This window comes from Anaeromicrobium sp. (assembly GCF_025210435.1).
In the GTDB taxonomy this organism is placed as follows: Bacteria; Bacillota; Clostridia; order Peptostreptococcales; family Thermotaleaceae; genus Anaeromicrobium.
Genome location: NZ_JAOART010000014.1, coordinates 1 through 18941, shown reverse-complemented (window position 1 = coordinate 18941; position 18941 = coordinate 1). Strand labels below are relative to the sequence as shown.

General features: G+C 30.8%; 19 protein-coding genes. 10 read left to right on the top strand and 9 right to left on the bottom strand.

All coding sequences use genetic code 11. From position 1 onward, the window contains the following. The first annotated feature begins 121 nt into the window (after window positions 1-121). From N4A57_RS01510 to N4A57_RS01470, 9 genes are all read left to right on the top strand, one after another. Window positions 122-757 (top strand): hypothetical protein, encoded by a 636-nt coding sequence (locus N4A57_RS01510; protein ID WP_293655620.1) that lies wholly within the window; start codon window positions 122-124, stop codon window positions 755-757. 155 nt (window positions 758-912) lie between these two features. Then, the gene (locus tag N4A57_RS01505) at window positions 913-1044 is read left to right on the top strand and encodes a hypothetical protein (protein ID WP_293655619.1); all 132 of its coding nucleotides are present in this window, start codon (window positions 913-915) and stop codon (window positions 1042-1044) included. Then, entirely contained in the window at window positions 1010-2686 is a 1677-nt protein-coding gene (locus N4A57_RS01500; protein WP_293655618.1) for a recombinase family protein, read from the top strand. The genes N4A57_RS01505 and N4A57_RS01500 overlap by 35 nt, the downstream gene beginning before the upstream one ends. Window positions 2687-3820: 1134 nt before the next feature. Then, the gene (locus N4A57_RS01495) at window positions 3821-4021 is read left to right on the top strand and encodes a cold-shock protein (RefSeq protein ID WP_330671416.1); all 201 of its coding nucleotides are present in this window, start codon (window positions 3821-3823) and stop codon (window positions 4019-4021) included. A gap of 265 nt (window positions 4022-4286) precedes the next feature. Continuing rightward, window positions 4287-5102 carry a transporter substrate-binding domain-containing protein gene (locus N4A57_RS01490; RefSeq protein WP_293655617.1) on the top strand — a complete coding sequence of 272 codons (816 nt, stop codon included), beginning with the start codon at window positions 4287-4289 and terminating at the stop codon, window positions 5100-5102. Further along, the gene (locus N4A57_RS01485; RefSeq protein WP_293655616.1) at window positions 5102-5770 is read left to right on the top strand and encodes an amino acid ABC transporter permease; all 669 of its coding nucleotides are present in this window, start codon (window positions 5102-5104) and stop codon (window positions 5768-5770) included. Before N4A57_RS01490 ends, N4A57_RS01485 begins: the two co-directional genes overlap by 1 nt. A gap of 276 nt (window positions 5771-6046) precedes the next feature. Further along, window positions 6047-7024, top strand: a complete 978-nt coding sequence (locus N4A57_RS01480) for a metal ABC transporter solute-binding protein, Zn/Mn family (RefSeq protein WP_293655615.1) — start codon at window positions 6047-6049, stop codon at window positions 7022-7024. Window positions 7025-7035: 11 nt separating this feature from the next. Continuing rightward, on the top strand, window positions 7036-7695 hold the full coding sequence (locus N4A57_RS01475; protein WP_293655614.1) for a metal ABC transporter ATP-binding protein: 660 nt from the start codon (window positions 7036-7038) through the stop codon (window positions 7693-7695). Beyond that, the gene (locus tag N4A57_RS01470; protein ID WP_293655612.1) at window positions 7685-8512 is read left to right on the top strand and encodes a metal ABC transporter permease; all 828 of its coding nucleotides are present in this window, start codon (window positions 7685-7687) and stop codon (window positions 8510-8512) included. Before N4A57_RS01475 ends, N4A57_RS01470 begins: the two co-directional genes overlap by 11 nt. Before the next feature lie 11 nt (window positions 8513-8523). On the opposite strand, the gene N4A57_RS01465 is transcribed toward N4A57_RS01470, so the two are convergent. From N4A57_RS01465 to N4A57_RS01455, 3 genes are read right to left on the bottom strand one after another with little or no spacing between them, the layout of a single operon-like run. Continuing rightward, window positions 8524-9450, bottom strand: a complete 927-nt coding sequence (locus N4A57_RS01465; protein ID WP_293655610.1) for a DUF4097 family beta strand repeat-containing protein — start codon at window positions 9448-9450, stop codon at window positions 8524-8526. Between the two features lie 12 nt (window positions 9451-9462). Beyond that, entirely contained in the window at window positions 9463-10032 is a 570-nt protein-coding gene (locus tag N4A57_RS01460; protein WP_293655608.1) for an HAAS signaling domain-containing protein, read from the bottom strand. Then, entirely contained in the window at window positions 10025-10351 is a 327-nt protein-coding gene (locus N4A57_RS01455) for a PadR family transcriptional regulator (RefSeq protein WP_293655606.1), read from the bottom strand. Before N4A57_RS01455 ends, N4A57_RS01460 begins: the two co-directional genes overlap by 8 nt. Before the next feature lie 141 nt (window positions 10352-10492). On the opposite strand from N4A57_RS01455, the gene tadA reads away from it, so the two are divergent. Beyond that, window positions 10493-10954, top strand: a complete 462-nt coding sequence (gene tadA / locus N4A57_RS01450; RefSeq protein WP_293655605.1) for a tRNA adenosine(34) deaminase TadA — start codon at window positions 10493-10495, stop codon at window positions 10952-10954. Between the two features lie 112 nt (window positions 10955-11066). Here the strand turns inward: tadA and N4A57_RS01445 are convergent, their stop codons facing one another. The 6 genes from N4A57_RS01445 to N4A57_RS01420 form a co-directional block, all read right to left on the bottom strand. Continuing rightward, window positions 11067-12566: a Na+/H+ antiporter NhaC family protein gene (locus N4A57_RS01445; RefSeq protein WP_293655604.1), complete on the bottom strand. Its 1500-nt coding sequence runs from the start codon at window positions 12564-12566 to the stop codon at window positions 11067-11069. An 82-nt stretch (window positions 12567-12648) separates the two neighbouring features. Next, on the bottom strand, window positions 12649-13767 hold the full coding sequence (locus N4A57_RS01440; protein WP_293655603.1) for an alanine dehydrogenase: 1119 nt from the start codon (window positions 13765-13767) through the stop codon (window positions 12649-12651). A 214-nt stretch (window positions 13768-13981) separates the two neighbouring features. Beyond that, on the bottom strand, window positions 13982-15406 hold the full coding sequence (locus tag N4A57_RS01435; RefSeq protein ID WP_293655602.1) for a sigma-54 interaction domain-containing protein: 1425 nt from the start codon (window positions 15404-15406) through the stop codon (window positions 13982-13984). Between the two features lie 382 nt (window positions 15407-15788). Beyond that, entirely contained in the window at window positions 15789-17189 is a 1401-nt protein-coding gene (locus tag N4A57_RS01430; protein ID WP_293655601.1) for a dihydrolipoyl dehydrogenase family protein, read from the bottom strand. Between the two features lie 70 nt (window positions 17190-17259). Then, on the bottom strand, window positions 17260-17955 hold the full coding sequence (locus N4A57_RS01425; RefSeq protein ID WP_293655600.1) for an OmpA/MotB family protein: 696 nt from the start codon (window positions 17953-17955) through the stop codon (window positions 17260-17262). Continuing rightward, complete coding sequence (locus N4A57_RS01420) at window positions 17936-18745, bottom strand: motility protein A (RefSeq protein ID WP_293655599.1); 810 nt, start codon at window positions 18743-18745, stop codon at window positions 17936-17938. Before N4A57_RS01420 ends, N4A57_RS01425 begins: the two co-directional genes overlap by 20 nt. Window positions 18746-18941: the final 196 nt, after the last annotated feature.

Genomic DNA, 18941 nt, shown 5'->3' with positions numbered 1-18941 from the left:
TGTTATGATTTATTTTGTTATGTTATATTATTCCAGTAAAAAACAAGCTGAAATCTATGCTAAATTTAACTGAATTACATAATAATTACTGGAATTATATTTCCAAATTTGTTGTGATTGTTTGTACAAATTTTACGTAGCTATAATAAGAGAGAGATTAGATAGTAGAATCAAGGAAAAAACTCCTTTCACCAAAAGAATAGTAAAAAAGCTTTCTCTAATCATACTAACAGCTGAATTGGTAAAGAAATTCCTAAAGATAAATCTAAACATAGATGGCATTACTGATTTGTTACTTGAAATTGAATCTGAAAAGGGCAAAGACATTGACATAGGTAAACAAGCATTTGAATATTTTCTTGAAGTTTTCAACCAATACAATAAAAACTTCTACTATGGAAGTGATGAATGTGTCCCTTCAACTCTTTGGGGCAAAATAGTTTCCAATAAAGAAGATGGTACAAAAACTGTTTACATTCTTACTAAAGTATTCAATGAAATCATGGAAAGAGGTGGATTTGAAAGTCCACAAACAGTACTAAATAACTGGAGAGATAAAAGTCTTCTTGACTGTGAACCAAAAAGGCTATCCAAGAAAAAAACATTGATTAGTGGACAAGGTCAAGCAAGAGTATACTGCATAAATTTTCCAAAATCACTTTTCCCTGATGATACAGCAAGAAAACGTCCAAAGAAAATAGTAAAAACAAAAATATCAAAATTGTTCGAAGATGACTCCGAGGAAAAGATTTCCTAAGATAGTTTTTCTTCTCTCAAATCAGTGGGCTAGTGGGTTGCTGTGCCACAAACTAAGATACTTCAACAACAGTCAGCCTCCCATTGTTTTCCTCACTGGATGTTTTCTCCCACTTGAAAGTGGGTTTGCAAATTTTTGAAAGGAGTAATGACATAATGGAAAAAACAATCCAACCATACAATACCATAGTAGAAATTTTAGCTGAGATAATCAATAATAACATAAAAAATAATAATTCAAAGGAGGTAGAACATGCAGATTCTCAAAAGAATAGCAGGATACACTAGAGTTTCAACTAAAGAACAAGGAGAACACGGATACAGCATAGATGCTCAAAGAGAAATGATTGAAAACTACTGTAAGCAAAACGGATACGAGCTTGTAAAAATCTATGAGGATAAAGGTGTGTCGGGTAAGTCTACTAACGGTAGACTTGCCCTCAAAAGACTACTTGAGGATGCTAAGAAAGGACTCTTTGACGTTCTCCTCGTTTGGAAGATAAATCGTCTAGCAAGAAAACAATTAGACCTTCTAAAAATAATAAATGAATTGGATAAAGTAAATGTTTCCTTCAGAAGTAGCACAGAAAATTTTGAGACTGAGACTCCTGCTGGTAAACTAAATCTTCAAATGATAGGTGCAATAAGTGAATTCGAAAGAAATACCATAGTAGACAATGTAAAAATGGGAATGAAAGCAAGAGCTAGAAATGGCGAATGGAACGGTGGAATTGTTTTGGGGTATGATACGGTAAAAGTTAAAGGTAAGAACTCTAAAGATACTAAGGGTGTTTTGGAAATCAATTCCGAAGAAGCAATGATTGTCAAAGAAATCTTCGAACTCTACGCTTCTGGCAAAGGACTAAAGGCAATAGTAAATACAATAAACCATAAAGGATACAAGACCAAAAGAGGAAATCCTTACAATGTGAACGGAGTAAAAGACATTCTCCATAATCCAATCTACATTGGTAAAATAAGATACAATGTAAGAGAAAATTGGGCTGAAAAGAGAAGAAAAGGAATAAATCCTGACCCAATAATAGTAGATGGTAAGCATGACCCAATAATTTCTGAAGAACTCTGGGATAAGGTACAAGAACTCTACAAAAGTAAAAGTGGTAAGGCTAAAAGAAGATACGATGGCAGTTTCCCACTAACAGGAATACTACGATGCACAGCATGTGGTGCTGGAATGGTAGCTCACAGAACTACGAAAAAGAGAAAAGATGGCACAAAGTACATTCTAAGATACTACCACTGTGGCAACTTCAAGAATAAAGGAAGTTCTGTCTGCAGGTCAAACGGAATAAGAGCTGACTATGCAGAGGAATACGTCTTCAACAGACTTTCTGAGGTAATCTCAAATGATAAATTCCTTCAAGACATTGTTTCTACTCTCAATGAAAAAAGAAGAAATGAAATAAAACCTCTTGAAACTGAACTAAGATACACAGAAAAGCGAATAGAAGAATTCTCCTCAAAGCGTGAAAAATACTTCAAGCTCTTTGAGGATGACATAATAGATGCTGATGCACTCAATAAAAGAATGAAAGCACTACAAGATGAACTGGAAAAATACTCAAAGATAAAGGAAGACGTTCTTGAAAAACTTACAGAAAATGACTCACAAGAAATTTCCTTCGATTTCGTACAGATGGTTCTTTCTGACCTCCACTCTCTACTAGCTAAAGCTCCACATGACCAAAAGAAAATGCTCCTACAACTGATTCTGAAAAAGATAACCATAACTGACCGTAAAAAAATAGATACAATTGAACTCCATTTCAATGAAAAAATAATAAATTACTTCCTCAATACTGATAAAGAACCTCCTACACCAGATGGAGGTTCTTCTTTTTTAGCTGAAAAGTACAAAAGTTTGCAGTTATTTATGGTACGGTTCACCGTATTATATTCTAAACTTTAATAAATTTCATCAATACTTCACTCTAAATATTTCAATCCTCAGTTGTAGACACTATTAGGAGCGTTGATTTCAATGACATAGGCAAGTCAAGTCACACCATAAAAGTTAGTTAAAGGAGTAGTTAAGAGAACTAGAAATTTTTAAAGCTTGATCTTTATAATAAACATATACTAGTTAAAAAAAATATATTAATATATTGCTTTTATTTAGGTTTATTGATTAAATTATAACTTGTTATAATATTAAATATAGAGCATACTATTGGAATATAAATTAATATAGAAGGTAAATTCATATTATTTGCATTCATTAATGCAAATAAGCATACATAGGGGAAGCATAATACTATACTTAGAATAGTAAATAGTATGCTAGTAACTTTAAATATTATGGATTTGTTTATAGTATCAGAGGTGAATATTTTATAAAGTAGGCATATAAACGTAACTATAGGCATGTTATATAAAATAACAATAATATATATAATATTATGGAAGAAAAATTCTGATAAATCCATGTTGCACCTCACAATATATATTGTCTTACTAGTTGTAATTATATCTGTAGAAATATTTTATTGAATGGGGAGTTGTGGTCTTTAGAGGTTTGAGTATAAATATGAAAATAAAACCATGGATTTTTCACTAGTGAAAAAGTGATCAAATACATGGGGTAATGTATCTAGTTCTATACCAGAACCATTATTTATTCCTGTGTAAAGACTTTATCATTAACATTTGAATATGATCTATATCTTTCACACGCTTTTCATTTAATATTATATCAGAAACTAGATAAGTAGTAATTGTAGTAGAATTGTTCACCAGATAAAATAAAGAAATATTAATAATTATTGGGATAATTAAGGATAGAAAAGATCCTATTAGTATTTTTTCATATGCCCTATTCTTAAAATATTAAAAAAAATAAATATTTTAAGAATAAAATCATTGTTTTTTGATCAATAATAAGATATAATGTTAGAGAACTTTGATTTACAGTAAAAATAATTAATTAAGTTTTAAGTATATAGATTCTAGTAATTTAACTGTAGCATGTATACTTTTAAAATTTTTGTTGATTAAGTATTTTTCTAAAGATTCAAGGTAATAAAAATTTTGGAGGTATATTAACATGATGAATGGTACAGTTAAATGGTTTAACTCAGAAAAAGGATTTGGATTTATTACAGGAGAAGACGGAAAAGACGTATTCGTACACTTCTCTCAAATTCAAAAAGATGGATTCAAGAGCTTAGAAGAAGGCGAAGAAGTAACTTTCAAGGTTGTTGAAGGTCAAAAAGGACCTCAAGCTGAAGAAGTAACTCCAGCTTAATTTAAACTATAAAAAAACAAGTCTAAGGATTTATCCTTAGGCTTTTTTTTATTATCTAATAGGAAAGAGAATACTGGAAATTTTAAAAAAGTATTTTGTTGGAAAACAATTTTTAGAATATAGGTTAAGTTAACCCTTATGATATTTTTATATAAATATAGTTTTTTTCTATACATACAGCCAATAACATAGGATTTTTTTATTATACTTACCAATTATTATTCTGTTATACTTACTAAGTATTATTTTTATAGGAGGTATTATAATGAAAAAACTAAAATTATTATTACTAATGGCTTTGGTATTTGTAGTCATACTAAGTGGATGTTCTAATCAAACGGATTCTCAAGAACAGGATACTGCGGTAAATAATCCTAAAGAAGTTATTAGAGTGGCAACATCTGGTACATATTATCCTTTTGCATTTCAAAAGGATGGAGAACTTAAAGGATTTGAAGTAGACTTTTGGGAGGAATTCTCAAAACGTACAGGTAAAGAAGTAGAATGGGTTCTTACAGATTTTAGTGGTTTATTTGGATTACTTGAGTCAGACAAGACAGATGTAATATCTGCACAGCTTACGCCAACAGAAAAGAGAAAAGAAAAATATTATTTTACGGATGCTTATAATTACAGTGGTACCAACATCGTTTTAAGAGAAGATGATACTAGTGTTAAATCATTAGATGATTTAGTAGGAAAAAAAGTTGGGATTGGTACAGGTGCTGTAGCTAATGATATAGTAAAAGAAAAATATCCTAATAAGGAGATAGAAATAGTAAACTATTCAAGTGCGGCCCTTAAAGGAAATTATCAAGATTTAGAAATGGGTAGACTAGATGCTGTTATTGCACAAGATGTAGAAGCTCTTATTGCAATAAAGGATGAAGGATTGAAGCTTAGATTAGTTGAAAATCCTATTCAATCTGGACCGGCTGCTTTCCCTGTTCCTAAGAATGAAACTGGAAAAGCCTTAGCTGAAGAAATCAATAAAGTTATTGCTGAAATGCACAGTGATGGAACTTTAACTAAAATATCTGAAAAATGGCTAGGCAAAGATATAACTAAACAAGTAAAATAATGAGTAATATAGAAATTTCTGTTTCCGTTAGTGTGTTTCCATTATTATTGGATGCATTAGGCACAACATTGTTCATATCTATTACTTCTTTTATATTAGCTATAGTATTAGGTGTTCTATTAGCTTTAGGTGTTCATTTTAAAGTAAAAGTTGTAAGTACATTAACAAGTATATATATATCATTCTTTAGGGGTACCCCCCTTATGATTCAGATATTTTTCTTTTACTTTGGGCTTCCTAAAATTATGCCATTTATGAAAAGCTGTTCACCTCATACTGCATTAATAATTTGTCTAGGATTAAATGCTGCAGCTTATATATGTGAAGCTATTAGAGGATCTATTGATAGTGTTGAAAAAGGACAATATGATGCTTGTAAAGCTTTTGGAATGTCTAAATTTCAAAGTATGTATAGAATTATACTTCCTCAAGGGTTAATATCTGCTATTCCACCCATATCAAGTTCTCTTATAGATATTATAAAAGGTTCTTCCCTTGGATTAACTATAGGGGTTTTAGATATTATGAGTGTTGCTCAAGTTGAAGCAGCTTCTAGCTTTAAATATTTTGAGGTATATATTACTGCAATTTTAATTTACTGGGTTTTATCTATAATTTTAAATATTATGCAAAACAAATTAGAAAAACAAGTTCGTAAATTTTATTAATGAATGATTCATATTATTTATATTAGTTTCTATTTCTGGTTGTACCTTCTTGAAATTTTCAAATAATTCAAGGAGGTACTTTTGTTTTATATGCCTAATATATTATGAGTAAAAATGATTCTATCAAAGATCTGTTAATAAATTTGTTATTGTATTTTATTATGGCCTTTTGACAATATTATAATATGGGTATATATGTAATTGACAATATAGTAAAATACTATATAATAAAATACTATACAATGAGAATCATAATCAATTACCAAGGGGGAAGAAATGAAATCTAATAAATATGTTATTTTATCAATAATAATGGCTACGCTACTACTAATAGGTGGTTGTAGTAAAACAGAAAAAAATGCAAACTCTACAAATACAGTAAAAAATGAAAAGGTAAAAGTAGCCGTATCTATAGTTCCTCAAGAATCCTTTGTAAAGGCAGTAGGTAAAGATTTAGTAGAAGTAACTACTATGATACCCCCAGGACATAGTCCTGCCAATTATGAACCTAGCCCTAAGGAAATGATAGGTCTTAGTAATGCTAGTATGTATTTTGCCATAGGTGTACCTACGGAAAAGGCCAATATACTTACTAAGTTAGAGGATTTAAACAAAGGAATTGAAATTATTAAATTACAAGATGAAGTTGGAAAAATATATGAGCATAGGAATTTTAGTGAAGAAGAACATGACCATAAAGAAGAATGTACATACGAAGAACATGACCATCATGACAATCACCACCAAGAGCACGGCCATGACCATGAAGGAGTAGACCCTCATATATGGCTATCACCAAAGAGAGTTAAGATTATGGTAAATACAATAAAAGATAATTTAATAGAAGTAGATCCCCAAAATAGAAGTATATATGAAGCTAATGCTAAATCCTATATGGAAAAATTAGATAAGGTAGATAGGAAAATAAAAGAAAGCTTAAAGGGAAAAGAAGAAAAATCATTCATAATATATCATCCTTCTTTTGGATATTTTGCAGATGATTATAATCTGAATATGATAACTATAGAAGAGAATGGAAAAGAAGCTACAGCTAAGAAACTAAAGGAAATTATAGATCATGCTAAAGAAGAAAATATAAAATTCATATTCTATCAAGAAGAATTCCATGATGAGCAGGCCCAGACCATAGGAAAGGAAATAGGAGCACAGGTGATTGAAGTATCTCCACTAGCTCCAAATTATATAGAAAACATGACAACTATGGCAGAGAAGTTTAAGAGAGGATTAAACTAGGAGGTACCTATATGAATCACATAAGCATAAAAAATTTAAGCGTATATTATGATTCTGTATGTGCTCTAGAGAATATAAACCTAATTATTAAGGATAGAGAATTTTTAGGAATTACAGGTCCTAATGGAGGGGGAAAAAGTACTTTAATCAAAGTTTTGTTAAATTTAATAAAGCCTTCTAAGGGTGAAGTTTCTTTAAATGAAAAATCTATTGGATATGTACCACAGTTTAGGGAATTTGATAAGACCTTTCCCATAAGTGTAATGGAAGTAATACTTATGGGAAAATTACCTAAAAAACTTCGATTATTTCAGAAATATAATAAAAATGATAGAATTAAAGCTGAAAACATAATGAAAAAATTAGGCATACTAGAATTTAAAAATAGACAAATAGGACAATTATCAGGAGGCCAATTACAAAGGGTATTAATAGGTAGGGCATTAATGAGGGACCCTGATGTATTGGTTTTAGATGAGCCTACAGCAAGTTTAGATATGAAGGGTAGAAAATATATTTATGATATGCTAAAGAAATTAAACAAAGAAAAAACTATCATAATGGTTAGTCACGACATGAATCATATATTTAATTATGCAGACCGGGTTATTCACCTTAGTAAAACCATAAATGAAGAAAAAATTCAAAGAGGTGATAGACATGTTTTATGATTTATTCCAATATGAGTTTATTGGAAATGCCATTAAGGGAGCTTTTTTAGCAAGTATAGTCTGCGGCATAATAGGTACTATAGTAGTTGAAAAGAGTTTAGTAAGTATGAGTGGAGGTATAACCCACGCTTCCTTTGGAGGAATTGGTCTTGCCTATTACTTAGGGATTGAGCCCATGATAGGTGCATTGATATTTTCCACCATGGCATCATTAGGTGTATCTGCCATAAAAAGAAACACTAATACTAAAGCAGATACTTTAATTGGAATGTTCTGGTCACTAGGCATGGCCCTTGGCATATTATTTATTAATCTGACTCCAGGATATCCACCAGATATGACATCCTATTTATTTGGAGATATACTTACCATTTCTTCTAAATATATAAATATGATGATGGTGCTTACTATGATTATATTAGTATCTATTGGTAGCATATTTAATTATTGGAAGGCATATTTATTTGATGAAGAGTTTTCTAAATCATTAGGAATTAATATTTTGACACTGGAAAATTTACTATATATATTAATAGCCTTTAGTATAGTTATACTTATAAAGGTGGTAGGTATCATATTAGTCATAGCCCTCCTTACTATTCCTGTGGCTACAGCAAAATTACTTAGTTATAATTTGAAAAAAGTAATGATTTTATCTAGTATATTTGGAATAACATATAGCCTTAGTGGTCTATACATATCCTATGAATATAATATTCCATCGGGAGCAACTATTATATTAGTATCCATATGTACATATATTATTACGAGTGTTGGTGTGAAATTGGTAAAAAATAAAGAGGTGAATTTTATATAAAATTCACCTCTTTATTTTATACTTATATCACCAGCAGTAGTTCTTAAAATTAATTTATTGTTGGATTTTCCAACTTTGCCTTTTAAATAATCTTCTTCATTGGTACTCTTAACTGATATTGGAAAATCTGAATTTATATCACCAATAACCGTTTCTGCATCTAAAATAAATTGGGCTTTATCTTGTAAGTCTATGATCAAATCTCCAGATGTGGATTCTAAATTAACATCATTATTAAACTTTTCATAAGTTACTTTTATATCTCCTGATATGGACTTTCCTCTTAAGTTACCTGCAAAGTTATTTAAAGAAATATCTCCAGAAACTAAATTGATTTTAGCATTATTAGTTACTAGATATTCTCCTTCAATATCTCCAGAAGTAGAATTTAAACTTAAGTTATTTGCATTAATATCCTTTAAATATATATTCCCTGAAGTTAAATCCACTGATAGATTTTCTAATGATAATTTTTTAGTCATACTTAAGTCTCCTGATGTTGTCTCTACATTCATAGTACCCTTATAATCCTTTGGTATAAACACCTGTAATTTCATAAGAGAGTACCCCAAAAGCATACTATCATCATAAGTAACTTCTATATTTAAGGAAGAACCATTTTTAGATAGGGATAATTCATGTTTTAAATCATCAAATACGTTACCCTGTAGCTGAATCTTCATATCTTTTCTATCTTCAGGAATTATAATTATATCTTCTGTAACACCAGTTATACATATGTTAGATATGTTATCCATGTCACTAGTTTGTAATTCATCTACTTCATAGGTATTTTTAGAATCTCCATTGATTAATTTCACATCTATGGAATTACGATTAATTTTTATACCATCAGTTAAAAATAATAAAGATACACCAATAACTAGTGAAACAACCATTAGCAAAGTTAATCTTTTAACTATTTTTTGTATATTCATAAAAGCCACCCCTTATTTTTTTATAATATCCACATTCCAATTCAAATACTTAATGGTACATTTAAAAAACCATTTAGATATATGCACATTTAATATGGTAAACAATAGGCCGAAACAAGTCATGCTTAGACCTAAAAACATACATGCAATAGGATTTATTGATATGATCGTGGAGAAGGTAAATAATCCCTTTAAAATTGGTGCAAAGATCATCCCAAGGCCACCCATAGTAATACCAATGGAGGCTCCATAAAGTCCTACTAAAGATCCTACCAATCCTAGAAATGGACCTAAAATAAAGATCATATTAAAAAATCCTAAGGCCATGGTAGCAACAACAGCTTTAAAAACATTTGTTGTATTTGGAGATTTCTTTACTTCATTTATAAGGATAGTGGCCTTATAAGATTTGGCAAGTTTTATTGGATTGCCTAGTTCTTTAGAAATGTCATATTCACTTTTTCCCCTCTCTAACCCCACATTAAAGTGTTCTTCGTAATCATAAAGTATATCGTTTATTTCTTCATTAGGTAAGTTAGATAGATTTTTTCTTAGAGTGTCTAAAAACTCCTTTTTATTCATTTTCATTCTCCCCTTCATTAATAAGGTCATTTACACCTTTAACAAAAAAATTCCATTCTTTTATTAAGTCATCCTTCACATTTTGCCCTGAAGTGGTTATCTTATAGTATTTTCTTGGTGGCCCTTCACTAGATTCCTTTAGATAGCTAGTAAAATAGCCTTCCTTTTGTAATCTTCTCAAGAGTGGGTAAATAGTTCCTTCTGATATGGTTATGTATTTTGAGATTTTTTCTACCAGTTCATAACCATAGCAGTCCTTTTTGTCTAAAAGTACTAATACACATAGTTCTAAAACACCTTTTTTGAATTGTATATTCATATGATTTTCCTTTCTATATAAACTATGGTTTTAGTATAATACATAGTACTGTATAATGCAAGGTAGTGGATTATAATTTTTACTTAAATTAATAATAATAATATAATAGTAAATAGGTTAGGAAAAATGGGAGTGAAATTAATGGATGAAATTTATATGGAAGAAGCCTTAAAGGAAGCTAGAAAAGGAGCTTTAATAGGTGAAGTTCCTATTGGGGCCGTGATAGTTAAGGATAATGAAATAATAGGAAGAGGATATAATAGAAGGGAAATAGATAAGGACCCAACTGCCCATGCAGAGATGATAGCCATAAGGGAAGCATCTAAAAACTTAGGTGGATGGAGACTTATAGGTTGTAGCATGTATGTGACAGTAGAACCATGTCCCATGTGTGCAGGGGCCATCATGTTATCTAGAATAGATAATCTAATAATAGGAACTATGGACCCAAAGGGAGGAGCCTGTGGGTCAATCATAAACACTCCAGAAGATGAAAGGTATAATCATGTAACAAGGGTAACAAGGGGTGTACTTAAAAATGAGTGCTCCCAGATAATGAAACATTTTTTTAAAGAGTTGAGAAGAAAGAAAAAGAAGGCATAAATAGATTATAAAGGAAATTAAAATAAAGAATGATTTCTGTCAAATGCAGAAATCATTCTCTATCTTCACTCAATATTGCTTATTTTAAAATCTATCTAGAGTTTTTTAATAACTAGATTATTCCGATGACAAAGTATACTACTAATGCTGCAACTGCTGCAACTGATGCATAAGGTAACTGGGTTTTCACGTGATCAATATGATCTGAAGCTGCACCAAAAGATGATAGTATAGTCGTATCTGATAATGGTGAACAGTGATCTCCAAATACACCACCACCGGCTACAGCACCAATAGTAGCATAAACAAGTGTAGTAACTTCATTTCCTGTGAATGCAAAGGCTAGAGGGACAGCTATAGGTACCATGATTGCGTAGGTTCCCCATGAAGTACCAGTTGAAAAAGAGATAAATGCACACACAAAGAATGTTAATACGGGTAAAAGCGATGGAGTCAACCAACCTTCAGTAATTGATATAATGTATTGAGCAGCTCCTAGATCCTTACTAACCGTATTTATAACATAGGCCATGGCAAGTATTAATATGGCCGGCATTACTCCTTTTATACCTTGGATAGCAGTTTCAAAGATATCTTTGATTGATAGTTTTTGGAATATTAGCATTATTCCTAAGAAGAATACTGCACTCATAAAAGCTTCTACTGTTTTAGCGGAACCCATAAATATATAAGTTCCAACAGCAATGCAGATTATTATAAGAACTGGAAGTATGAAATTTAAAAATAGTCTTGGTTTCTTTATTTCTTTAGCTGTCTTTATTTCAGCTAATTCAACTCCCATGAGAGGTTGAGCTGTATCTGATAATACTTTACCTTCGTTTAGTGCTCTTAATTCAGCTTTTTTCATCGGCCCAAATTCTGGTATTATACCTAATGCAATAAGACCCACCATTGCAACTGCAAATATGGCATATAAGTTAAATCCTACTGATTTGAAATATATTCCAGCTGCTTGGACAGTATCTTTGATTGGACCGTGTCCTACTAAGAGCCCAGTGATGAATACGCCCCAAGCACTAAATGGAATTATTACAGCCATAGGTGCAGATGTGGAATCACAAATATAAGCCAATTTTTCTCTTGAAATTCTTGCCTTATCAGTAAGATTTTTCATTACAGGACCAACAAATAATGGGGAGAAATAGTCACTAAAAAATATGAACATACCTAAAAACCAGGCTAAAATTTGTACACCCTTACGACTGTTTATTTTATCCCCGACAACTCGACTAAACTCATCAGTAGATCCAGTTTTAAGAAAAAATGCTACGAGAACTCCAATGAATACTTCAATTAATACTACCCAAATAAAATCACCATTGCCTAAGGATCTTGTAAATAATCCTGAAAGACTCCAAAGTGCTTTTCCCTGAATAAAAACACCAACTATTGATGCAATTAATAAAGAGAACAGTGCCTCCCTTGTTATAAAGGCTAAGGTAACTGCTGTTAATGCAGGTACTATAGACCAAAATCCAAAGGAAGGGTCTTCTATACCTTTAAATGATAGGCCACTTATATATGCTAATCCTAAAATCAATGTTGCAACGATCAAAATAATATTATTCTTATTATTACTTTTCACAGACATAAAATTTTACCTCCTCCATAGTATGATATTCAATATAACTTCTACTTAGATTAATCAACAAAACTTCGTATAGACAAAAAGCTTATACAATATTTAATACTTCTTCTGGTGATGTATAGGGTAAATCTAGTTTTATTGATGTTTCTTTTAGTGTTAAATTGCCCTTATAAAAAGATAGACCCTTTCTAAGGCTATCATTATTTATTAAGGCATTATCCACTCCGTTAGCTGCTATGCTTAAAGCAAAGGGTAAGGTTACATTGGATAATGATGTTGTGGCAGTTCTAGAAAATGCACTAGGGATATTGTCTACTGCATAGTGAACTATTCCAGTATGTTTATAAATAGGATTATCATGGGAGGTTGCTTTACATGTTTCTATTGCGCCACCTTCGTCACAAGACACATCGGATATAACTGCTCCTTTTTTCATTAATTTTAAATCATCAGCGTAAATCAAGTGGTCTTTTCTGGTTTTAGGCCATAATAGACAGTTTATTATGGCATCTGATTCTCTCAAACATTTCTCTAAATTCCCTCTGTCAGAGTATAATAACTCAACATTTGGAGGAAGTTTATACTTTGCTTCTTCAAGTCTATTTAAATCAATATCGAGTAAGGATACTTTATTTCCAAATGAAGACGCAAGTTCTGCAGCCCCTATTCCAGCAGCCCCTGCACCTATTATTGTTACTAGTGGAGTTTTTACTCCATGAACTCTTGCCAGTAGTATTCCACTGCCCCCATTTATGCTTTGGGCATAGTTTAATGCAGCTATGAAACCACCTTTACCAGCAAGTTCACTCATTGGTTTCAATAATGGGAAGCCACCCTTTCCGTCTTCAATATCTTCATAAGAAATGCCAATTACTTTTTCTTTTAACAAAACTTCAGTCATTTCTCTATTGGCATTAGAATGTAGGTAAGTAAATATAATTAAATCTTCTCTCATATATTTGTATTCTGGTGGAAGAATTTCTTTAACTTTATAAATTATATCTGATGATTTATAAACTTCCTCAGCAGTGCTAATAATGGCCCCAACTTTAATATAGTCCTCATCAGAATATCCACTGCCTACTCCGGCATTTTTTTCTATTAATACCCTATGTCCACTTTTAACAAATTGATTAACTCCATCAGGTGTGGTTGCAACCCTATACTCATTGTTCTTGATTTCCTTTGGAATGCCAATAATCATATAGATCTCCTCCGTTCTATAGATGATATTATAGTTGTGGAAATAGTTAATGCAAAAACAATGCCAATATTCAGAAGATTAAAAACATACTGAAAATACAAGGTTGCACGAGTTTTTCAAAATGAAAAAAGAAAGATAATTATAGAATGGACAATTTCTTGTCATTTTTTTTGTTTAATGATAAAAAGACGCCAAAAATATGGCGTTTTAGAATTTAATCGACAATTTTCTGTCGCTTGTATTCTTTTGAATTTATTTTATACTTATCTAGTTTATATTTTAATGTTTGTCTTGGGACATCTAAAATCTCGGCAGCTTTAGTTATATTGCCCTTAGTAAATGAAAGGGTTTGAATTATCAAATCAATTTCTACTTTAGCAGTAGCTTCTTTGAGAGAAATGAATTTTTCACGTGTTTGTTTTTTCAACTTTTCTTTAGATTTATTGGAAGGCTTGAGTATACTATTTTTCATGTAAATTGGAAGATTGTTCACTTCTAACCTCTCATTATCATTGAGGCTAACTAAAGATTCAATTATGTGCATTAATTCTCTAACATTTCCAGGCCAATTATAATTTAGAAAAATTTCATTAAGTTGTCTTGAAAAGCCCTTAATATTTTTATGATACTCTTTGTTAAATTTATTTAAAAACATGTTGGCATAATACAAAATATCTTCTTTTCTTTCCCTTAAGGGTATTAATCTGATAATACTACTGCTAAATCTATAAAAGAGATCCTCCCTAATTACTTTTTGTGACATTGCTTCAATTGGATTCACGTTCATGGCTGCAATTATCTTCACATTTATTTTCTTTTCTTTACTAGATCCTACAGGCCGTATTATTCCATCTTGAATTACTCTAAGTAATTTTGCTTGAATGCTCAATGGCATTGAGTTGAGTTCATCTAAAAAGAGAGTTCCTTCATTTGCTTGTTCTAAAAGACCTGCTTTGTTTTCTGCCCCAGTAAAGGCTCCTTTTGTTGAACCAAATAGTATTGATTCAAATAAATTTTCTGGTATAGCAGCACAATTTTGAGCAATAAATGTTTTATTATTATTATTAGAGTAGTTATATATGGCATGAGCAAATAGTTCTTTTCCAGTACCAGTTTCCCCGTATATTAAGGTTGGTTTACTTGATTTTGAGAAAATCTTTCCATTTTCTATATTATTAAGCATATCCAAATTATTAGTTAAGATGTCTTTAAAGTGATAGGTTTCAATAAAATCACTTTTAGAACTAATAATTTCTTTTTTCGGTTTCTTGCCATGTTCAGCATCATGTATAGATGTGATATCTTTAGAAAGTTCAATTGCTCCTTGAATTTGACCTTTCTTGATTATAGGAATGGTAGTATTGTTAGTAGTGAAGACCCGTCCTTTATAGTCAGTAAAAGTTTGATTATATTTTTTTATAGTCTTTCCTGAATTTATACATTGAACTAATGAACTTTCTTCTTGATTAATATCAACATATACTTCAAAGAAGTTTTTATATAAATAATCGGAATATATATCCTCATTTATTTCTTCTTCAAATCTAGGATTATATCTTGCAGAATAAACTATTGTATAGTTTTTGTCTATTATCAATATTGAATCCACATAATCATTTTGTCTAAAAAACTCTTTCATAATCCTCCTCCGTAATATTGTATATTTACTATTTATTATACCATAATTCTAAAATCATAAAGAAATCTAAGAATCTGCCTAATAAGAAGATGATGAATAATAGAAAAAAATTATAAAAGAATAGCATATATAGATTTCGTAACACTAAGATTTCTTTATACAGTAACTTGCCTATAAGGGAAACCATTGAAAATTTTTGGAACCCTGGAACGTCACAACATCCTATTCTACTCCAACATGACTCATGAACCTATCTACGAAGATTCACACTTTCACTTGTGACAAGGACTTGGGTGGAAAAGATTTTCAATATATTTTCCTGAAATAGGCACACATAAAGCTAGTTTATAAATACGAAATCTATATAGATTTATCATATGCTTTATTTGGATATATTTTTAATAGTCTTTACTATTAAATTATTATTTAAATAATCTAAGTAGGCCTTCTTCCCAATTTTTCTTATAATATCTGAATAGGTAGGATAGGCATAGATCATATCTGTAGTTTTTCTTATGGGAATGTTGAATTTTTTCAACATTTGAATTTCATGGATAAGTTCTCCTGCCCTATTACCTATAATATGGGCACCTACTATATTGTCCTTATGGCATATGATTTTTACAAATCCCTTTTCATTATCAGTAATTGCCCTATCTAAATGGGAGTAAGTTTCTGTGTATACTTTAATATTATCATATTTCTTACGGGATTCTTCTTCAGTGTATCCCATGTGGGATATTTCAGGGTCTGTAAAGGTGGTCCATAGAACTTGAGAGTAATCAGCTTTTTTCTTCACTGGAAATACACAATTAAAGGCAGCTATGAAACCTTGGTATTCAGCCATATGGCTAAATCTATAGGGACCTACAATATCACCAGCAGCATAAATATGGGGTACACTAGTTTGAAGCTTACTATTTACTATTATTTTATTAGAATCGTAATCTACACCTATTTTTTTCAAATTCATATTTTCTAAATTAGGTTTTCTACCTGTGGCAACTAATATTTTTTCAAAGGATGAAAAATAACCCACATTACTATTATCTAAATAGTGTATAGTGCCCTTTTCTATTTTGTTAAACTTTACATTTTTGTGTATTTTAATCCCTTCTCCTAAAAGAATATGTTCTATTGTTTCTGATATTTTTCTTTCTTCCTTTTTTAAGATCCTATCTCCCCTTAAAAATATATGTATAGAAACTCCCAGTCTATTTAAGGCTTGAGCTAGCTCTATACCTATGGCCCCTGCACCAATAACACCTATGGATTTAGGCAACTTGTCTAATTGAAAGAGGCTTTCATTAGTAAGTATATAATCAGAATCTATTCCCTTTATGGCAGGGAGTTTTGGACTAGTTCCTGTGGCTATAATAAAATTTTTTGCCCTGATATTTTCACCATTTACAGAAATTGTATTGGAATCTTTAAAGGAAGCATGTCCCTCTAAAAAAGAAATTCCCTTTTCTTCAAAGACATGGGGTTTTTCTTCTTCGTATACTTTATTTATTATGTTTTTCACATAATCCATCACATTTTCACTATTCATTTTGTATTTTAAATCTATGCTATAATCCTTTAATTTAGTCACATTATGGGCTAGCTTAGCAGCCTTTATAAGGCTTTTGCTAGGAACACACCCAGAGTGGGTACACTCTCCACCAATTTTATTTTTTTCTATTAATAGAACCTTTCTTTTAAATCCATTTCCAGTAAAGGACGCTGTAATACCTGCTCCACCAGCACCTATTATTATTAAGTCATAATCATATTTTTTCATAAAAATACCTCCTTTTGAGGGACATCATATATTAATCATACCCTTAAAAGGAGGTTTTATTTATGGAATTTTAATTAATGATTGTTATTTCTATCCTTCTATTGTTAGACCTCCCTTTAGGAGTATCATTAGTGTCTATGGGATTAAGTTCTCCATAACCACTCACAGACATACGGGATTTATCTATTCCCTTTACTTCCGTGAAATATTTTACTACTTCTATGGCACGGGCTACAGATAATTCCCAATTAGAAGGATATTTAGCCGTTTGAATGGGAAGGTTATCCGTATATCCTTCTACTATAATGTTGTTATCTATTTTAGTTAATTTGTCTCCTATTTTACTAAGGGCTAATTTCCCTTCCTTAGACATGGCCGCATCTCCACTAGAAAACAGAACATTATCTTTAAATCTAATGGCTATACCCTTTTCATTTTGAAGGATATTAACCTTATCTAACATGTTGTTATCACGTAAAAATTTTATAAACTCTTCTTCTGAAGTGTGTATATCCCTTTCTATATTTTTCATATTAAAAAGTTCCACAGATAAATTTTTATTAGTAGTTTTTAATTTGTTATTTTCTTCAGATAAGGTGGCCACCTCTTCTTTTAATGCATTTTTCATGGAGTATAACATATTTGTTTTTTCTTCAGATAAATTGAAGAATATTATAAAAAAGCAAAGTATTATTGTAACCATATCAGAATAGGTAATAAGCCAATTAGATGAAAAATCATCATCATTATGATATGAGTCTTTCATAATTAGCCCCCTTTCTAGTTGGATAATCAAGTCGTTTATCTTCCTTAAGCATAACGTTCATTTTATCAAATACATCCCTAGGAGAATTATTATCAGATATGGATAGTATTCCTTCTTTAATAATAGTATATCTAAGAATAATATGATCTATATAATTTTTAACCCTACCCATTAAAGGGGTGGCTATGAAATTTGCTATTAAACTTCCATAAAGGGTACTTACTAAAGCTGAAGCCATGTTAGTTATGATCATATGTACTTCACCCATATTAGATAAAAGTCCAATAAGGCCAAGTAAAGTACCAATAAGACCAAAGGCAGGTGAAACATGGGAAATCATTTTTAATATGCTTATGGGCTTATATAAGTTCATTTTCCTAGATTCAATATCTTTTATAATTACATTTTCTATGGACGAAGTATTTTTATAGTCCCTAAGTAATACTAGACAATCCCTTAAGAATATATCTTCTTCCACATCGGAATAGGCAGATACTCCTAAAAGTCCATCTTTTTTTACTTTAATACTTAAGTCATATAATTTTAAAATATCCTTCTCATAATCTATAGGTGATTGAATACTATTTTTTATAATTTTTAAAGTATCCATTAGGGTATAGAATGGAAAACTTATGAGAATGGATAAACATATTCCCCCAACTATTATTTCTAGAGCAGTTATATTTAAAAGGGCCTTAGGAGGCACCGAAGTAAATAGGGAATGAAATACTACTGCCGATAAAAGTATAAGGATTAAATTTTTCTTAGTATTTAAATTTAAAAGTTTCATATATTCCTCCTATTAATATGGATTTATCATGTGAAAACTTACTTTATATGGGCCTATTTCAGGAAAATATATTGAAAATCTTTTCCACCCAAGTCCTTGTCACAAGCGAAAGTGTGAATCTTCGTATATAGGTTCACGTGTCATGTTGGAGTAGCATAGGATGTTGTGACGTTCCAGGGTTCCAAAGATTTTCAAT